Origin of the sequence: Streptomyces sp. NPDC048383 (assembly GCF_040651775.1) — a bacterium.
GTDB lineage: Bacteria > Actinomycetota > Actinomycetes > Streptomycetales > Streptomycetaceae > Streptomyces.
Map to the genome: position 1 here is coordinate 143,791 of NZ_JBEZKS010000007.1, position 16,776 is coordinate 160,566.

The window sequence follows — 16,776 nt, forward strand, 5'->3', positions numbered from 1 at the left end:
CTCGACCAGGGGCGTACGGACGTCCGTCGGGCCGCGGATGGCACGCGTGAGCGTGGGCGGCGGGCGGACGACGCTCTCGTCGGGGATGGGGTCCCTCTATGCCTCTACCGCACTGGGCAGCGGGCGCCGCCGGACCAGTACGAGTCGGACGACCCGCTCCGGCTCGCGTCCGCGGACGGCAGGACCTTCGAGCGCGCAGCTCGAACGGGTGCGCCGGCAGGCCCAGCGGGCCCTGCAAGAGGCGGAACGGGATGCTGCCATCGCACACTTGCGGGAGCTGCGGCAGCAGATGACCAGCGTGCACCTGCAGTCCTTCTCCCCCGTGCACCCGCCGGTGATAGCCGGGCCCCCGCAGCTCGGGCTGCCCTGGGCTCTGGCCGAGGCCAAAGCGTTCCACCTGGCGGGGCTCGGCGTGTTCGCCCGTGCCGAGCGCACGGAGGCGAAGCTGCGGGCCGAGCACGACGCTCCGGGGTACCTGGCTGCCGAACAGGCGCGGTTGTACGGCGTCCACGGGGAGCTGAACGCCGAGGCACAGCAATGGTGGCAGGCCCTCGTCGCGAACGACGAAGCGACCGTGTGCGAGACGGTCAACTACGCCTTCTCCGACAACCCCGCCGCCGGCTGTGCTGTCGGGGTCGACGGCTCCGTGATGTCCGTGGTGATGCGGCAGCACGACATCGACTCACTGCCCGACCAGACTCCTGGCGTCACCTCCAGCGGGCGCCCCACGCTGAAGACGCTGACCAAGCGGCACCGGGTCCTGTGGTGGCTCACGGCCATGGGGTCCAACGTCGTCGCCACCCTCAAGGAGGGCTTCGCCGTAGCGCCGGGGATCATCGCGATCGACCTCGCGGTGATCACGCGCATGCCGGACACCCAGCGGCTGGGGTTCGTGGCGTACGGCCGGTGGACCCGCCAGGCCATCGAGTCGGTCCCCTGGCGGCAGCCGGAGGACGCGCTGCGTTTCCTCGACATCGGCCAGGACGTCGCCTGCGCCGTCGGCACGACCGCCTCCGGAAATCTTGCGAGCACCATCAAGCCGCTGGACACCAGTCGACTGCCCGGCCTGCAAAGCCTGCTCGACCATGCCCAGGACGACGCTACCTCCGTTGATGCCACGCTCGCCGGCCTGGATGGCGACCTCCTCGCCAACGTCCCGGCCACTCCCGATGCGCAGGCCCCGGACCACTACCGGATCCACACGTTCGCCGAGTGGAGGACCCAGACCCCGTCGGCGGCCCAGCCGCCCGCAATGGGCCAGCCCGTACTCGCTGCCCCGACGGCGCTCACGCCGGGGCAGAACCTCACACTGCCCGACGAGGCATGGGAAGGGCTGTCCGTCGCGTTCAGCTTCGCCGGCGCAGATGCCGACCTCACGCTCTTCCTCACCGACGCACAGAGCCGGGTCTCCTCCGACGAGGACTTCGTCTTCTACAACCAGCCGTCCGCCGCCCAGGGGGCCGCGCGTCTCCTGGGTAAGCAGAACGATGGCACCCACTACGTCGAGCGCGCCGCCATCCACCTCGCAGCCCTGCCGGAACACGTCCAGCGCATGACGATCGCGATCAACATGGACGTCGACACGGGACTGACATGCGGTTCCCTCACCCATGCAGAACTGTCCATGGGATGGACGGCAAGTGCCTGGAGATCACTGTCCGTGATGCGCCGCAGGGTCGGCGGGCTCTGCAGGTACCGCTGAACAGGAAGCCGGGCGGGCTCGTTGCGGCGGGCGCAAGGCGCCGACTGCCATTCGTTTCTCCCCGGATTCTCCCCAGAGCTTGCCGACGCCCAAAAAGGGCTGGTCGCGGGCTTGTCGGGGGCAGGGCGAGGAGATCACCCGCATCTATTCCCCCCAGAGACCTCCCACGGCCGCTTCTGGGCCGATCTACGAGTGATGCGAAAGCGAAGTGCGAAGGATGACTGAGCGTCACGCGAGGGGCTTAGAGCCAGTCCCGTCGCTTGAAAATCACGTACAAACTGATGCAAACCATTCCCATGAGGCAGATCGCAAGGGGGTATCCGAAGCTCCAACCCAGCTCAGGCATGGACTCAAAATTCATGCCGTAGATGGTTCCCACGAGTGTGGGTGCAAACAGGATGGCGGCCCACGAGGAGATCTTCTTGAAGTCGTCACCCTCACACCGCTGACCTGCGGGAATCCCCCGGAGGGGGCCTTTGATCTGGGGCGATCTGTCTTTCTGGATCTTTCGCCGCATTGCCCAGTTGTGCAGCCGATCCTCCCCAGCCGCTCCCCAACGCGGCTTCATTCTCCCCGAATTCTCCCCAGCAGAGGGTGCCTCCGAAGGTGGTTCACCGCTGGTCAGCGGGGCGACATGGGCCGCAGAGAGCGCTACGGAGCGTTTCACGTACGTCGTTGGCTGCGGCTGGGGGAAAGTCGCGGAAGGCTTCCACCTTCGGCGAGCATCGACATGACGGGCTACCCCACATCTACTCCGTGCGCCCTGGCCAGGCCATCGAGTCCGTCGGCCCAACCCTGTCCGACTGCTCGGAGCTTCCACACCGGCCGATGCTCGGCGGACCTGTGCCGGTACAGCTCCGCGACGACCATGGCACGGATGGCCGGGTCGGCGGGTGGCTGGAAGGTCCAGGAGGTAGTGGCGCATCGACAGGCCCCAGAGTGAGGACGCCCTGACCCGTCGCAAGTATCGTCGTGCGCGACGCCAGTCGCGAGGCTTCGGCAACTCGCCATACACCGCACCGTGCCCCCGGAGTCAGCAACAGAGCAGACGCCCTCGGTCGGCAACCTGCTGTGAGCTCACCAAGGCTTCACGCCTGCATCTGCGGTGACCACGCAGCAGGCCACGGACGGCCCAGCCTGGGTGGCACCCCCGTCTCCCGCACGCGACCAGCGGTGTACCAGCTCAGTCGCGGTGCCCGTTCGGGCTGAATGACGGGGGCATTCCCTGGATCAGGTCGCCCAACGCTCTCCCCGGCTCGTCCGACTCCGTGGCCGAGAAGGGAACCGTCCTCGCCGCCCTGGCGGAGACTGGCGGGCGACGATCAACAGGGCGACGAGGAGAGGGGAGCGCGCCGATGGAGGAGTTCACGTACAAGCCCGCCGCCGATCGGCTCTTCGGGATGGTCCACATCGCGCTCGACCACGAGGGCGGGACGGTGACGGTGAGCGGCGACGGGCTGCCGCGCACCGAGATCCGGCGGAGCGCCGGTACCCCGCCGGAGAGCCATGTGCCGATCGGTACGCGCGAACAGGGGCGGCTCACCCTGAGCGTGGACGGCGCGGACGAGGCCCTGCGCCCTGCGAAGGGCTTCCTGACCCGGCGTTCGTACCGGGTGGAGGTCGAATCCGCGGCGCGGGGACACGGGTATCTGCTGGTGCCGGACTCTCTGGGCACCAGCCGTCTGCTGCGCGACGGCCGTCTCCTCGGCGTCTTCACGTCGACCGGGGACGGGACGGTCAGCGCCGAGTGGGAGGAGCCGAACAGCGGCGAGCACGCGGAGCCCCACGACGCCGCGGTGGGGTACGCGCTCGCCGCCGCCTTCGGGACGGGGGCCGAGCCGATGTGGAAGCTGACGCTGAACGCCCTGCTGGAGATGTGGCCGTGAGTAGGGTCCCGCTCATTCCTCAGCCTGCGGCAGCGGGTGGGAGCAGGTCGAGCGGGCGACGAAAGCGATGCCGTCGTAGTCGTTCGCCGGTACGAGCGGCGCGGTGTGGAAGTGGTAGGAGAACCGCGGGACGTTGGCGCCGAAGCTGCGCTGTGCCTGCGGCGCGTGCAGCCAGGGGGCGGTGCAGCGCAGGTCGATGTAGTAGTCGCCCTTCAGGACGTCGGCGAGCCGTGCCTCGATGGACCGGGTTCCGGTGCCGATGCGGTGCCGTACGGGAGGGGCCTGGAGGTCGTCGCCCCTGCGGGCGAGGAAGGAGCCCTTGCCGAAGAGCAGGGCCAGGGCGTAGTAGCGGTCACCGTAACGCTCACGGAGCCTGCTGCCGAGCGCGGTGACCCCGTCCCCGTACGTGCCCTTCGCGAGGTGGCCGTTGTGCGCCCAGACCATGACCCGGGCCGTCGGGTCGTCGTCCACGAGGCGGGCGACGGCGTCGGCCATGGCACGGTCGCGGACGGCGAAAGCGCTCTCCTCACCCGCGGACTGGTCGAGCGAGCGGGTCACGAGGTCGGCGGCGCGGACCAGGATCCGAGCGTGCTCGACGACGTCGTCGTCGGCGTCGTGGTCGGCGAGGTGGCGGGCGACCTCCTCGGCGTGGTGCCGGAGCGCCTGTTCGGGGTCGGGGCGCGAGCCGGGGCGGGCGTGGACCAGGACCTCCAGGGCGCGGGCGTTCCCTTCCCGTTCGGGCGCGCACGCGCGCAGGAAGGCCGTGACGGCCTCGACCGAGTCGGCGCCGCGCTGCGGGTCGACGCCGGCAAAGCGGACTTGGCGCTCCTCGGGGAGGTCCCGGTTGTGCGCGCGGAGCCACTCGACGAGGTCGACCATCTCCTGGGTCCGCCAGGTCCAGAAGCCGAGTCGGGCGACGAGCCGGGCGGGGTCGCCGACGCCGTGCCGAACGTATGCGTCTACGGCCCGGGCGGCGGATTCGCTGGCCTCCATTGCGAGGGTGGTGAACCCCTCCTCGCGCACCAAGAACTCCACGATCCGGTGCTTCAGCCGGAAGAACTCGGCGGTGCCGTGGGTGGATTCACCGAGACCGACGATACGGGCGCCGCGCAGCTTCACCCCCAGCGGTTTCAGGTCGTCGGTGGGCGCACCTGGGGTCAGCGTGTCCAGGGGGTGGGCGTGCTCGGTCAGCCAGCGGGCGATGTCGTCGGGCACCGGGGTGCCTCTCCTCCCTGCGTGCGGCGGAGCGCGGCCCCTGCGGTCCGCCCGTGTCGCCACACCCGATCGTGTTTCAGTTCTCCGCCTCGCGGCACGCCGTCAGGATGTCCCGGAGGTCTCGTACGGCGTCCTCTCGGCCGTGATCGGAATACACGCCGGCGACGTTGACTACAACTTCGTCCACGCCCGCACGGCCGTATTCGGCCAGTCCGGCTGCGATCTCCTGGACTGTGCCGTGCAGGAAGACGCCGGCGTCGACGAGGGCGCGGGCGCCGAGGTTCGGGCGACTGTGGTGCACGCGCAGCCCAGCGCGGCGGAGCATGTCGGAGTAGTGGGGTCCGGCGAGGTGGGCGCGGGCCGCCGTGTAGGCGAGCCGGTACGGGTTGCGGTGCGGGCGGTTGACGGCGGCGTGCACGATGGTGACCACGCGGGGCACGGGGCGGCCCGCCTCGGCGGCGCCCTTGGCCATGGCGGGCAGCAGGGTGTCCTGGACGTAGCCGTGCGGGGTCATCCAGCTGATCGCGGCGTCAGCTACCTGACCGGCGGCGCGCGCGAGCGCCGGGCGCAGCACGCCGAGCCCGGTCTCGACGCCGGGGTGCGGCAGCGCGGGCAACCGGACGGCGCCGTCGTCGTCCTCGGATCCGAGGAGTCGGCGCACCTCCCGGAGGTAGGCGACGCAGGTGTCGCGCGGGCTGTCGTACGGCTTGCCGTGCAGGCCGGCGACGAAGTCCGGGGTGGCCGGGCCAAGTCCGAGGACCGTGGGGTGGCCGGTGAGCAGCGCGAGGGAGCGGGACTGGATCGCGGCCTCCATGGGGTGCCGCAGCGGCATCAGGACGACACTGGTGCCGACCGGGACGCGGTATCCCCGGCCGGCCAGATAGGCGAAGACCTGCTGGGTGTCCGCGCTCAGCGACTGGCCCTGCCAGAGGCGGGCGGCCCCGCCGTCGCGGACGAGTGCGGCGAAGGGAACGAGGGACTCGGGGTCCGTCGGCATGAGGGGGTACAGGACGGATACGCGCATCGTTCGGCCTCAGGAGGACGCGGCTTCGGTCAGATAGCCCGAAGCCTGGATTCGGAAGAGACGGGCGTAGACGCCGTCGGCCCGCAGGAGGTCCCGGTGGACGCCGTCCTCGCTGACCCTGCCGTTCTCCAGGACGACGATCCGGTCCGCCATCCGGACCGTGGAGAAGCGGTGGGCGATGACGAGGGAGGTGGCGCCGCGGGCGACGTCTTTGAGCCGGGAGAAGATCTCGGCCTCGGCCTCGGCGTCGATCGCCGCGGTGGGCTCGTCGAGGACGACGACGGGGGCGCGCCGCATGAAGGCACGGCTGAGGGCGATCTTCTGCCACTGGCCGCCGGAAAGCTGGTGTCCGTCCTCGAAGTGCCGACCGAGGACGGTGTCGTGGCCCTGTGGCAGCGACTCCACGATCGCCGAGGCGCCACCCGCGCGGGCCGCCTCGGCGACGCGCTCGGTGTCCTCCCGAGCCTCGACGCGGCCGAAGCCGATGTTGTCGCGGACGGGCAGCTCGTAGCGGATGAAGTCCTGGAAGATGACGCCCATGTGGCGTTGCAGGTCGTCGAGGTCGTAGTCCTCTATGGGCACGTCGTCGACCAGGATCTGCCCCCCCGTCGGCTCGTAGAGGCGGGTGAGGAGCTTGACGAGGGTGGTCTTGCCCGCGCCGTTCTGCCCCACGAGGGCGACGCATTCGCCCGCCGGGAGGGTGAAGCTGACGCCGTCGAGGACGACGCGGCCGGTGCCGGGGTAGACGAAACGCACGTCCCGGAACTCGATGCCCTTGCGGAGCTTCTCCGGGAAGGGCCGGATGCCGCCCTTGAGCCGGCGTTCGGGCAGGGCGAAGAAGGCGAAGAGGTTGCCGAGGAAGAGGCTGTCCTTGTAGAGGGCGGCGATGCCGAGCAGCATGCCGTGCGCGGATACCTGGATCGAGCCGACCGCCTGAAGGTAGCCGGCGAGCTGGCCGACCTGGCCCGCGTCGGTGGTGGAGTGGATGGCCCAGAGCACGGCGCCGGACGAGGCGGCGACGCTGACCAGGCCGAGGACGCCGCCGACGACGGACTGCCGGCGTGCGAGGCGCCGGTCCACGTCGAAGAAGGTCCGCACGAGCCGGGTGTACCGCTCCAAGAGGTGCGGCCCGAGCTGGAAAAGCCGCACCTCTTTGTACGTGTGATCGGTGGTCGTGAGGTGCTGGTAGTAGTACAGGCGGCGGCGGTCGGGGGCCCGTTCGTACTCGATCTCGTACGCCTTGTGGCTGAAGAACATGTACGAGATCACCGACGGGACGGGCGAGATCAGGATCACCAGGGCTATCCAGGGGCTCCAGGAGAAGAGCACGACGCTGACGGTCGCCAGCGTGACCACCTCTCGGGCGACCTCCAGGAGCTGGGTGAACACCTGGTAGACACGGCCGCCGCTGCTCTCCTGGAAGGCGCGCTGCATCGTGTCGTAGATCTCGGCGTCCTCGTACTGCTCCAGGTCGAGCCTGGTGCCCTTGCGCATCACCCACTCGCCCACGCGGGCGGTGAGCTCCAGGCGCAGCAGGGTGTCGAGGTACTGGAGGAACGTGCCGAGGACGTGGTTGACCAGGCCCACGCCCAGCAGCGCGCCGCCCGCGAGCAGGGCGGTGCGTCCGGCGTCCGGGTCGCCGGTGACGGCGTCGGCGACGCCCTGCACGACGGCGGCGACGAGGCCGATCTGAGCGGCCGGGATCAGGGCGAGCAGGACGGAGACGACCGTGAAGGCTGCCACCCGCAGCGGGCTGAGCCGCCAGAACAGACCGCTGACGCGCAGCCAGATCATCGGCGCTCCTCTCCTGGTCCGGCCGGTCCCGCCGCGCCTGGCGGGGCACCGGCGGCCGCCTCGCGGCCGCGGACCGCGCGCCGGATGTGGGCCCACAGGGCGTGGCTGCGGGCCTCCCGGTCGAGGTCGATGGGCAGCAGGCGGTTGATCTGCATGTGGGCGAGACCGGCGAGGACCTGGTCCTCGGAGCCGACCAGGACGCCTTCCCGGGCGGCCGCCCGCACCGCCTCTGTGGTCTGCGCCACGGCGTGCGCCTGTGCGGCGAAGGTCTCCTGGAGCAGCAGGCGGTGGGCCCGGCCCTCCTCGTGCGGGTCGCGGTCCCAGGGACTGAGGAGTTCGCACAGGTAGTCGCGATGGGCGCGAAACAGGGCACGGGTGTCGCGGACATGGGCCTCGTTCGGGCCTGCGCCGTGTTCCGCGTACGGGGTCAGGTCGACGCCCCACTGGGCGTGGAGGGTGTCGAGGGCGGCGACGGCGAGGAATTCGGGCCTGACGTCGAGGCGCCGGGACAGCAGCAGGGCAGTGGCCTCGCTGTTGGCGCGGAAGAGCCGCTCGACCGCGTCGAAGACGTCCGGACCGCCGTAGCGGGCGATCTCCGGTGCGTATCCGGCGAGTTCGATGTCGCGGGCGAGCCCGAGGTCGACGAGGCTCCGGCCCCACGCGGTGACCTGGGTGAGGGTCCGGGCCGGTTCGGTGCCGCGCACCCGCAGGCGCAGGTGCGGGAAGGGGTCGGCGTACCGGATGTAGAACCAGCGGTCCAGGAGGTTCCCCGCGGCCAATTCAGCGACGAGGTCGAGGAGCGGGCCCGCGATGATCTCGTCCTGCCGCTCGGGCGCCGCGTAGACCTTGAGGAAGGTCCAGGCGCCGCCGGGGGCGTGGCGCTCCACCGGTACCTCCCGGCGGTGACGCGGCACGGGCGCGCGGGTGGCGCGCACGGCGTCACGGGCGACGACGGGCACGACGACCTCGGCGGCGTAGCGCTCGCCCGCCTCGTCCTGGAGCCACATGCCGTCGAAGGAGGGCAGCATCTCGTGCAGGACGACGTTGGTCCGTTTGGCCAGTTCGGTACGGATCTCCTCGCGGCACGTGGGGTGGTCGAGGTCGAGGAGCAGCCGCTGGTCCGCCTCGACGAGGTAGACGTGCCGGGGCACCCGCCACCGGGCCCGCCAGCCGTCGAGGTCGTCGGCGGAGTCGGCGGCGAGCCGCCACTGGGCGGGCCGCAGGACGGCCTTGCCCCGGCTGACGCGGGGCAGGAACGGGGCCGCCTCCGCCGGTCCCCAGTGGAAGCCGGTCGGCAGGACGTGGCCGTCCTGGGACGCCTCGATGAGGAAGCGGGCGACGTTCGGCGCGAGGGTCGGGCTGAGCATGTGGTGCTGCGCCACGACGATCTCCCGGTCGAGCCGGCGCGACCACAGGTGGAAGCGGTCCCCGGAGACGCCCACCAGGACGTCATCCAGCGGCACGACCTGGTCCGGGCCCACCGACGGGGCGGTGTTGACCGGGATCTCGTAGGGCCGGACGGCGGGGCGGAGTGTCACGTTGGCGGCGCGGCCGTAGGGCGGCAGGAAGGCGAGCTCCGCGTACGCGACGTCGGGGAAGAGGGCCTCCTCGCGCCGCGCGTACGCCCGGAGCCGTTCCACGGCGTCCACACCGAGCAGGTCGCCGAAGCGACCGAAGGTGCGTCCGCCGTAGGTGAGGCTGTCGTGGCGCAGGACCGCTCGCCACTCCCCCCGGTCCAGGGCCTGCCGGTCGGCGGCGTGGATCTGGAGGTACGCCTCCATCGCGGGTGGCGGGTCCGGTACGGGGCCGGGCGGGGCGAGCCGGTCCAGCCAGGCGTCGGTCAGCTCGACCTCGTCGGCGCGGTCCCACCACGCCTGCTGGGCGAACTCGACGAGCGCGCCGTCCAGGCGGGCCGTGTCGTCGGGCGGGGCGGTGGGCAGCTCGATGGAGCGCGGCGGATTGGTGTACGTCGGTGGTGCGTCGAGGCCGGTGTCGGGGCTGCCGTTTCGCCGCGGCGGATTGCGGGCCCGGCGTTCGTCGTTGTTCGCGGTGGGCGCCGATTCGCGCGTACCCCACGCGCCCTCGAGGTCGATCAAGCGGCGTGCGCCACACCGTACGTGGCACCTGGGAGCCGTCGGGGATTTTGTTGACGGGGGCTCAGGGGCATGTGAGGGATTGCCGTCCGTCTCGTGAAGAACTGCTTGACGGGGCGGTGACGTGTGGGGTGGTCGATCGTGGGCACAGGGTCGAAAGACCTCGTCAACCCGGTCTCGTTGCAGCCTGGTTGGGCGTTCGCGGCGCCATGACCGGCGTGGGGAGGGCGAAGTTCCGGGTGATAGCATCCCGGCATCTGTGATCTTGATCCATTTTGGACGCAGATGCTGACTTTCGATCGGCGGCAGGTTCTCCGCGCAACCGCAGGTGAGCCGCGCCGATCAGCTGTGTTGCGGGGCCTCGCGAGGTGTATCTGCAGCCGTCCGCATGCCATGCGCCGGGAAAGGTTTCCATGAATCGAGACGCACTTGTGTGGTGCTTGGTTGCGGTGGCGGCGATAGCCGTTGTCGCGGTCGTGGCACTCGTCGCCCGCAACAGAGCGCTGGGGGCGAAGAAGGAGCACACCGAGGCCGAACTCAGGCACCAGCTGCTCACGATGGACAGTCACCTGCACGCGTCGCAAGCCGAGTTGCAGAGGTTCCGCAACGAGCAGGACGCCACGCTCCACGCGGCCAAGGAGGCGGCGGAGGAGAACACCAAGGCCGTCCTCAAGGGTGCGGCCAGTCTCCTGCAGAGTCTCGCGGCCGAGCAGACGACCCTGCTGGACGGCATCCAGCGCAAGTACGGCGGACACGGCGTGCTCAGCGACCTGTTGGACGTCAACCACGCCAACGCCCAGATGGCGCGCAAGGCCCAGGGCATCGCCGTCATGTGCGGCGCTCCGCTCGGTCGGCGCAACCGGCCGGCCAGCGTGTACGACGTGGTGCGCAGTGCCCAGGGGCAGATCCGCAACTTCCACCGGGTCGCCATCATGCAGCAGACCGGTCTTGCCCTGAAGGCGTCCGCGGTCGCGCCCGTCGCCCTCGCGGTGGCGGAGCTGCTGGACAACGCCGCCAGCTTCTCGCAGCAGGACGCACCTATTGAAGTAACGTTCCAGCGCGTCCAGAACAACCTGTGCATCGTCATCGACGACGCCGGTGTCAGCATGAACGACGAGGACCGGCAGCGGGCGACCGCGCTGCTCTCCGGGGAAATCGCCCCCCGTCTGTCGCAGCTCGGGACCCAGCCGAAGTTCGGCTTCCCGGTCGTCGGCCTGATCGCGCGTCAGCACGGTTTCAGGGTCGACGTCACCGGCGTCTCCCGGTACGGCGGCGTCAGGGCCGTCGTCCTCTTGCCCGAGGAGCTGTGGACCATGGAGGAGATACCGCCCGCCCAGGAGGCTCCGGTCAGGGACATCCGTCGTGCCCCCGAGAGCCGGCCGCAGAGCGCCCCGTCGCGCACGATGCACGGCCTACCCAAGCGCGGCGCGCGTCAGGCGCCCATCGCGAGCGTGCCCGACCCCGACAGCACCCCGCCGGCGCCCCGGACCCCGCAGGAGACGGGCCGTGCCTCCGGGCGCGGGCTGGGGGCCTTCCAGCGCGGCACGCTCTCCGGTCGCAACCTTGACGCCACCTCGTTCGAAGGGCCCGAAGACGCATGACCGCAGACCTGTCGTGGATGCTTGAGGACATCGTGCACAACGTGCCTCTGGCGCGGCACGCCGTCCTGCTGTCCGCGGACGGCCTTCCTCGCGGCGCGACGGAGGGCCTGGGCGAGAAGGACGTACGGACCATCTCCGCCGCCATGGCCGGAATGCAGTCCCTCAGCCGGGCGACGGCCCACTTCGCCGGACCGGAGGAGGACCGGCGGTGGAACCAGACCATCATCGAGTTCTCGCACGGCTGGAGCTTCCTGATCGGGGCGGGTCAGGGTTCCTACCTCGCCGCCGCGGCCGCGCCCGATGTGGATATGCAGCAGATCTCCTTCCGCATGCACCGCCTCGTCGCCAGGCTGGGCAACAACCTGACCTCGCCGCCGAGGGTGGGCGCCGAGGACGCCGGAGGTGCGCGCGGGAGTGCTCCCCGACGAGAGGGCACGCGTGACGCGGGGTTCGTGCTGGCCGAACTCGACCAGGTGGTGTCCGAGGTCCAGGGGGCGCGTCACGCGGTGCTGTTGGGATCGGACGGTCTGCCCCGCGGGGCGACCAGCGGGATGAACCGCGATCTCGCGGACACGATCTCCGCCGCCATGACCGGCATCCACGCCTACAGCAGGGTCACCTCCCAGTTCGCGGGGGCCGTCGAGGATGCCCAGTGGCGTCAGACGGTCATCGAGTTCCAGCACGGCTGGATCTTCCTGATGGCGGCGGGTCCCGATGCCTTCCTGGCCGCCGCCGCCGAACACGACTGCGACATCGAGAAGTTCACCACGCGCCTGCACGAGGTGGTTCCCGGGCTGACCGGGGCGGGCACACGGGGGAAGGGGACAGGTCATGCATGACGTGCCCGAGCAGGATGAGGAGCTGGAACTGACGTCACCGTTAGTCCCCCTCTTCGTGATCACGAACGGACGAGCACTGCCCCCGGACCACGAGTACGAGCACACCACGCTCGTGACGGCGACGGCGGCGGAGAACGCACAGGTGGCGGCGCGCACGCTGTCCCCGGAGGCGGGTCAGGTCATGGACCTGGTCGCCAACGGTTTCCTGTCCGTGGCCGAGGTGGCGGGGCACACGCACCTGCCGCTGGGCATCGTCCGCATCCTGCTGGCGCAGTTGGAGGAGGACAGCCTCATCCTCGCGAGGACCCCGATACCGCGCGCCGAACGTGTCGACAGAGAACTGGTCAGTGCCGTGCTAGAGGGCCTGAAGAATCGATTCGGAGCGTAGCGCGTGTACCTGGATCCAGATGTCTCCCACGCGGTGAAGATCCTCATAGTGGGGCACTTCGGGGTCGGCAAGACCACCTGTATCGGCAGTCTCTCCGAGATCGAGCCCCTGCGCACCGAGGAGGAGATCACCGAGGCCAGCGTGGGCCTCGATGACCTGTCGGGCACGCCCGACAAGACGACCACCACCGTCGCGATGGACTTCGGTCGGCTCACCCTCAGCGACACCCTGGTGCTCTACCTCTTCGGAACGCCCGGCCAGGAGCGGTTCAAGGAGATGTGGGAGGAACTCTCCCGGGGCGCGCTGGGGGCGCTGGTCCTGGTCGACCCGGAGCGGCTGCACGAGTCGTTCCCCGTCCTGGACCTCGTCGAGCGTTTCGGCCTGACGTACGCCATCGCCGTCAACCACTTCGAGGGCACCACGCACTACCCGCTCGACGAGGTGCGCGAAGCCCTGAACCTCAGCGCCGAGACCCCCGTCGTGCAGTGCGACGTACGGGACGAGAACTCCTCGGCGCAGGCCCTCATCACCCTCGTGACCCACCTCATGTCCCAACTCGGCTAGGAGCGCAGGAATGCAACAGCCACTTGACTCGCAGGAGATACCTCCCGGCTGCCCCGCGCACGGGAACGTCCAGTTGTACGGTCCCTCGTTCGGAGCCGACCCCGACAGCCACTACGCGCAGTTGCGCGCGTACGGCCCCAGCGCGCCCGTGGACATCGCACCCGACGTCCAGGCCGAGCTCGTCACCAGCTACGACGCCGCGCTGTACGTCCTGCAGAACCCCGCCTCCTTCGTGCGCGACTCCCGGCGCTGGAACGCCCTGAACGAGGGGCGCGTCCCGGCCAACAGCCCGGCGCTGCCCATGCTGGGCTACCGACCCAACGCGCTCTTCAGTGACGGTGCGTCACACGCACGTCTGCGGCGGGCCGTTACCGACGCGCTGGCCACGGTCAACGAGCACCAGCTCATCCGGCAGACGCAGGCGTCCGCCAACTACCTGATCAGTCAGTTCAGTACCGACATCCGCGGCCATGCGGAGCTGATGTCCGAGTACGCGCAGCCGCTGCCCCTGCTGGTCTTCAGCGACCTGTTCGGCTGCCCGCCCGAGATCGGCGACCGCGTGATCGCCGGCATCAGCGGCATCTTCGAGGGAACGCCCGGCGCCGACGAGGTGCTCGGCGGGGCGTTGAACGAGCTGATCGCCCTCAAGCGGCGCCGTCCGACCAGCGACCTGACGACGCGCCTGATGGAGCACCCGGCCCAGCTGACCGACGAGGAGGTGCTGCACCAGCTGGTCACCCTGCTCTCCGGCGGTACCGCGCCCCTGACCGCGGCCATCGGCACCAGTAGCGCCCTGTACCTCGGCGAGGACTGGCAGCTCGGCCTCCCGGTCGAGGACGCGGTCTCGCAGACGCTCTGGAACTACGCGCCGATCGCCAACTACGCGGCGCACTACCCGACTCACGACGTCGAGCTCGGTGACCGGTTGGTTCGGGCCAACGACCCGGTCCTGATCTCGTTCGCGGCGGCCAACACCGATCCGAAGCTGACCGAACACCGTGAACACCTGAGCGCGAAGGCGCACTTGGCGTTCGGTGCCGGCCCGCACGCCTGCCCCGCCAAGGACCCGGCGTTCATGATCACCGTGACGGCCGTCGAAACGCTGCTGAACCAGTTGCACGACGTCGAGATGCGGGTCCCGTTCAAGGCGCTGACCTGGGCGCCGAGCCCGTGGAGCCGCACGTTGGTCACGCTCCCGATCCGGTTCACCCCCAGGCCCGTTGCCCAGTCGGCCGAGTCGGCCGGGTCGCCGAACGCGGGCCGGCCGCCCCAGCAGCAGACGCCCGTCTCCTCGCCCTCCGGCTCCACGGCCTCGCGTGCGGGCGGCGCGGGCGCGTCGCAGGGCAAGGGCGGACTGTTCAGCCGCTTCCTGGCCTGGACCCGGGGCGAGTGAGTCGCACGAAGTGTGTGAGTACGGCGAGTTGAATGGATCGAGTGAGTCGACTGTGATTCAAGCAACCCCCTGAGTACTCAGTGGTAAAGGGTGTGTCAACGATCATGTGGGTATGCATGGCGGCTGGTTCTCAGAAAGGAGCCGCCATCATGGGCGTTGCCACCACCACCTCGTACGACCGTAGGGCGTCCGCCTCCCTCTTCTCCCGTCTACGGACGGCCGGAGGGCAGGCCGACCCCTTCCCGATATACGCCGAACTCCTGGCGCGGGGAGAGGTGATACCCGCCCCCTGGGGCGGCACCGTCGTCACGGGCTTCGCCGCCTGCGACCAGGTGTTGCGCAGCCGGCAATGGTTGGAGCCCGACCGTGAGTGGCGTGAGCGCCAAGGCCCGGGGACGCGCTGGAACGCGCCGTCCTCGCGCGAGATGAGCCACACGCTCGCCGCGCTCAACCCCCCGGACCACACCAGGGCGCGACGGGCGGCGGGTACGTTCGACCGGGCCGCCATGGAGCGCATCGGCCACGATGTGAGTCGGGCGACAGATCATTTGCTGGACGCCTTCACCGAGCGAATACGGGACGGCGAGGCGGACTTCTCGGAGCTGGTCTGCGAGGAACTGCCGGTGGCCACCGTCGGTGACTGGCTCGGACTGCCGAAGGCGGACTGGCCCAGGCTGCGTGAGTTGACCCATGACCAGGTCTTCGCCCAGGAGTTGTTGCCCTCGGCCAGCCAACTGGCCCTGTCCGACGCGGCGACGGCGGAACTGCGCACCTATTTCATGGAGTTGGTGCGCGAGCGGCGCGCACATCCCGGCGATGACCCCGTCACCCGGTGGATCCGCACGTGGGACGAGATCGAGACCGACCAGGACAAGGCCGACGAGGCCGTCTACTACCTGGTGTTGTTCGTCCTGTTGGCCGCGCTGGAGACCACGGCGACCCTCCTCTCCACGATGACGCTCCGGCTCGTCGAGAGCCCGGAACGCTGGGACATGATCGCCGACAACCCGGACCTCGTCCCCGGGTTCGTGGAGGAAACCCTCCGCTACGACGCCCCCACCCACGTGATCAGCCGGATCGCCGCACAGGACTCCGTGCTGGGAGGCATCGAGGTCCGCCGCGACGAGATGGTCCACCTCCTGGTCGGAGCGGCGCACCGGGACCCGGCCCGGCACAGCGACCCCGACCGGTTCGACCCCGCACGCGCCCCCGGCCACCTCGCGTTCAGCGGCGGCATCCACTACTGCCTCGGCGCGCCGCTGGCCCGCCTCGAAGCGCAGACCCTGCTCCACCAGGTGATCCGACGCCTGCCCCGCCTCACCCTCGTACGCACTCCGTCGATGGCGCCCCGCGTGGCCTTCCGACGCCTGTTGAACCTGGACGTAGCCGTCGCATGACCGACTCGACCCCCGCTCCCCTCTCCTCCCCCTCCCCCTCCCCCGTCCCCTTCCCCGCGCACGTCCGGACCGCCCCCAAGGCGATCCACGCCGAGCAGGACGGCCCCGTGCTCCATGTCCGCCTCAACCCCTGGGGGCAGGACGACACGTTGGACACCGCGGTCGTCGACGACCTCATCACCCTGCTCGACGAGCTCCACGAGAGACCCGACGTCCGGGTCCTGACGCTGTCGTCGCTGGGTGCGGACTTCTGCCTGGGTGCCGACCGCACCGAATACCAGGAGGCGTTGGCCGCCGATCCGTCGGGAGTGGGCCTGCGGCGCGTCGTCGACAAGGCGCACCGCCTGTGCCAGGCGTTGGAGAACACCCACGCGGTCACCATCGCCCGGTTGCACGGACGGGTCATGGGCGCGGGTCTCGCACTCGCCGCGTTCTGCGATCTGCGCGCCGCGGCGGACACCAGTCGCTTCCGCATGCCCGAGGTCGGCGTCGGACTGCCACCGGCGTGGGGCGGGGCGATGGGACGCCTGGTCTCCGAGGCCGGCACGTCCAGGATCCGCGAACTCATGCTCACCTGCGACGTCTTCGACGCCGACACGGCCCACCGGATCGGCCTGCTCCACCGCAGCGCCCCGCTCGACCGGTTGGACAAGGTGATCGATTCCTGGATCAGGCCCCTCGTGCGACGCTCGCCCGAAGCCCTCGTCCTGACCAAGCGGATGCTGGCCGGCTACGCACGGGCGGACAGGACGGCGGACGTCTCCCTGCTCGACTCCCACCTGCTGGCGGCCACCCTCAACCAGCACACGAGGGGCTGACCGCGCCGCGGCCGGATCCGTCCCCGGCCGCGGACGCGCCCACCCGGCCACACGGCCCGCGC

At 70.3% G+C, this 16,776-nt stretch carries 13 protein-coding genes and 2 pseudogenes; 9 read left to right on the forward strand and 6 right to left on the reverse strand.

All coding sequences use genetic code 11. From position 1 onward, the window contains the following. Window positions 1-268: 268 nt before the first annotated feature. Entirely contained in the window at window positions 269-1,702 is a 1,434-nt protein-coding gene (locus AB0D46_RS07915; RefSeq protein ID WP_362876415.1) for a TerD family protein, read from the forward strand. Between the two features lie 241 nt (window positions 1,703-1,943). On the opposite strand, the pseudogene AB0D46_RS07920 reads toward AB0D46_RS07915, so the two are convergent. Both AB0D46_RS07920 and AB0D46_RS07925 read right to left on the reverse strand, forming a co-directional pair. Further along, window positions 1,944-2,135, reverse strand: a pseudogene (locus AB0D46_RS07920) (CorA family divalent cation transporter); the annotation flags it as partial. A 311-nt stretch (window positions 2,136-2,446) separates the two neighbouring features. Continuing rightward, window positions 2,447-2,572: pseudogene (locus tag AB0D46_RS07925) on the reverse strand (TerD family protein); the annotation flags it as partial. Window positions 2,573-3,057: 485 nt separating this feature from the next. Here AB0D46_RS07925 and AB0D46_RS07930 point away from each other — a divergent pair. Beyond that, window positions 3,058-3,588 carry a hypothetical protein gene (locus AB0D46_RS07930; protein WP_362876416.1) on the forward strand — a complete coding sequence of 177 codons (531 nt, stop codon included), beginning with the start codon at window positions 3,058-3,060 and terminating at the stop codon, window positions 3,586-3,588. A gap of 12 nt (window positions 3,589-3,600) precedes the next feature. Here AB0D46_RS07930 and AB0D46_RS07935 read toward each other — a convergent pair whose 3' ends face one another. The 4 genes from AB0D46_RS07935 to AB0D46_RS07950 form a co-directional block, all read right to left on the reverse strand. Then, entirely contained in the window at window positions 3,601-4,803 is a 1,203-nt protein-coding gene (locus AB0D46_RS07935; protein WP_362876417.1) for an erythromycin esterase family protein, read from the reverse strand. A 76-nt stretch (window positions 4,804-4,879) separates the two neighbouring features. Then, window positions 4,880-5,827 carry an LLM class flavin-dependent oxidoreductase gene (locus AB0D46_RS07940; RefSeq protein WP_362876418.1) on the reverse strand — a complete coding sequence of 316 codons (948 nt, stop codon included), beginning with the start codon at window positions 5,825-5,827 and terminating at the stop codon, window positions 4,880-4,882. A 9-nt stretch (window positions 5,828-5,836) separates the two neighbouring features. Beyond that, the gene (locus tag AB0D46_RS07945) at window positions 5,837-7,621 is read right to left on the reverse strand and encodes an ABC transporter ATP-binding protein (protein WP_362876419.1); all 1,785 of its coding nucleotides are present in this window, start codon (window positions 7,619-7,621) and stop codon (window positions 5,837-5,839) included. Further along, a complete protein-coding gene (locus AB0D46_RS07950) occupies window positions 7,618-9,717 on the reverse strand; it encodes a lantibiotic dehydratase (protein WP_362876420.1) in 2,100 nt (699 codons plus the stop codon). The genes AB0D46_RS07945 and AB0D46_RS07950 overlap by 4 nt, the downstream gene beginning before the upstream one ends. A gap of 410 nt (window positions 9,718-10,127) precedes the next feature. Between AB0D46_RS07950 and AB0D46_RS07955 the strand changes: the two genes are divergently transcribed. From AB0D46_RS07955 to AB0D46_RS07985, 7 genes are all read left to right on the forward strand, one after another. Next, window positions 10,128-11,315, forward strand: coding sequence for an ATP-binding protein (locus tag AB0D46_RS07955; protein WP_362876421.1), 1,188 nt, complete (start codon window positions 10,128-10,130; stop codon window positions 11,313-11,315). Next, window positions 11,312-12,154 (forward strand): roadblock/LC7 domain-containing protein, encoded by an 843-nt coding sequence (locus AB0D46_RS07960; RefSeq protein ID WP_362876422.1) that lies wholly within the window; start codon window positions 11,312-11,314, stop codon window positions 12,152-12,154. The genes AB0D46_RS07955 and AB0D46_RS07960 overlap by 4 nt, the downstream gene beginning before the upstream one ends. Continuing rightward, on the forward strand, window positions 12,147-12,542 hold the full coding sequence (locus AB0D46_RS07965) for a DUF742 domain-containing protein (protein ID WP_362876423.1): 396 nt from the start codon (window positions 12,147-12,149) through the stop codon (window positions 12,540-12,542). Before AB0D46_RS07960 ends, AB0D46_RS07965 begins: the two co-directional genes overlap by 8 nt. Window positions 12,543-12,545: 3 nt before the next feature. Further along, the gene (locus AB0D46_RS07970) at window positions 12,546-13,106 is read left to right on the forward strand and encodes an ATP/GTP-binding protein (RefSeq protein ID WP_362876424.1); all 561 of its coding nucleotides are present in this window, start codon (window positions 12,546-12,548) and stop codon (window positions 13,104-13,106) included. A gap of 10 nt (window positions 13,107-13,116) precedes the next feature. Next, a complete protein-coding gene (locus AB0D46_RS07975) occupies window positions 13,117-14,499 on the forward strand; it encodes a cytochrome P450 (protein ID WP_362876425.1) in 1,383 nt (460 codons plus the stop codon). Window positions 14,500-14,648: 149 nt separating this feature from the next. Then, on the forward strand, window positions 14,649-15,896 hold the full coding sequence (locus AB0D46_RS07980) for a cytochrome P450 (RefSeq protein ID WP_362876426.1): 1,248 nt from the start codon (window positions 14,649-14,651) through the stop codon (window positions 15,894-15,896). Next, window positions 15,893-16,714, forward strand: coding sequence for an enoyl-CoA hydratase/isomerase family protein (locus AB0D46_RS07985; RefSeq protein WP_362876427.1), 822 nt, complete (start codon window positions 15,893-15,895; stop codon window positions 16,712-16,714). The genes AB0D46_RS07980 and AB0D46_RS07985 overlap by 4 nt, the downstream gene beginning before the upstream one ends. The last annotated feature ends 62 nt before the right edge of the window (window positions 16,715-16,776 follow it).

Bases quoted from the DNA above. Each gene is read 5' to 3' on its own strand.
- AB0D46_RS07940 (WP_362876418.1), bottom strand. From the start codon at position 5,827: ATGCGCGTATCCGTCCTGTACCCCCTCATGCCGACGGACCCCGAGTCC.
- AB0D46_RS07945 (WP_362876419.1), bottom strand. From the start codon at position 7,621: ATGATCTGGCTGCGCGTCAGCGGTCTGTTCTGGCGGCTCAGCCCGCTG.
- AB0D46_RS07965 (WP_362876423.1), top strand. From the start codon at position 12,147: ATGCATGACGTGCCCGAGCAGGATGAGGAGCTGGAACTGACGTCACCG.
- AB0D46_RS07985 (WP_362876427.1), top strand. From the start codon at position 15,893: ATGACCGACTCGACCCCCGCTCCCCTCTCCTCCCCCTCCCCCTCCCCC.
- AB0D46_RS07955 (WP_362876421.1), top strand. From the start codon at position 10,128: ATGAATCGAGACGCACTTGTGTGGTGCTTGGTTGCGGTGGCGGCGATA.
- AB0D46_RS07930 (WP_362876416.1), top strand. From the start codon at position 3,058: ATGGAGGAGTTCACGTACAAGCCCGCCGCCGATCGGCTCTTCGGGATG.
- AB0D46_RS07975 (WP_362876425.1), top strand. From the start codon at position 13,117: ATGCAACAGCCACTTGACTCGCAGGAGATACCTCCCGGCTGCCCCGCG.
- AB0D46_RS07980 (WP_362876426.1), top strand. From the start codon at position 14,649: ATGGGCGTTGCCACCACCACCTCGTACGACCGTAGGGCGTCCGCCTCC.
- AB0D46_RS07960 (WP_362876422.1), top strand. From the start codon at position 11,312: ATGACCGCAGACCTGTCGTGGATGCTTGAGGACATCGTGCACAACGTG.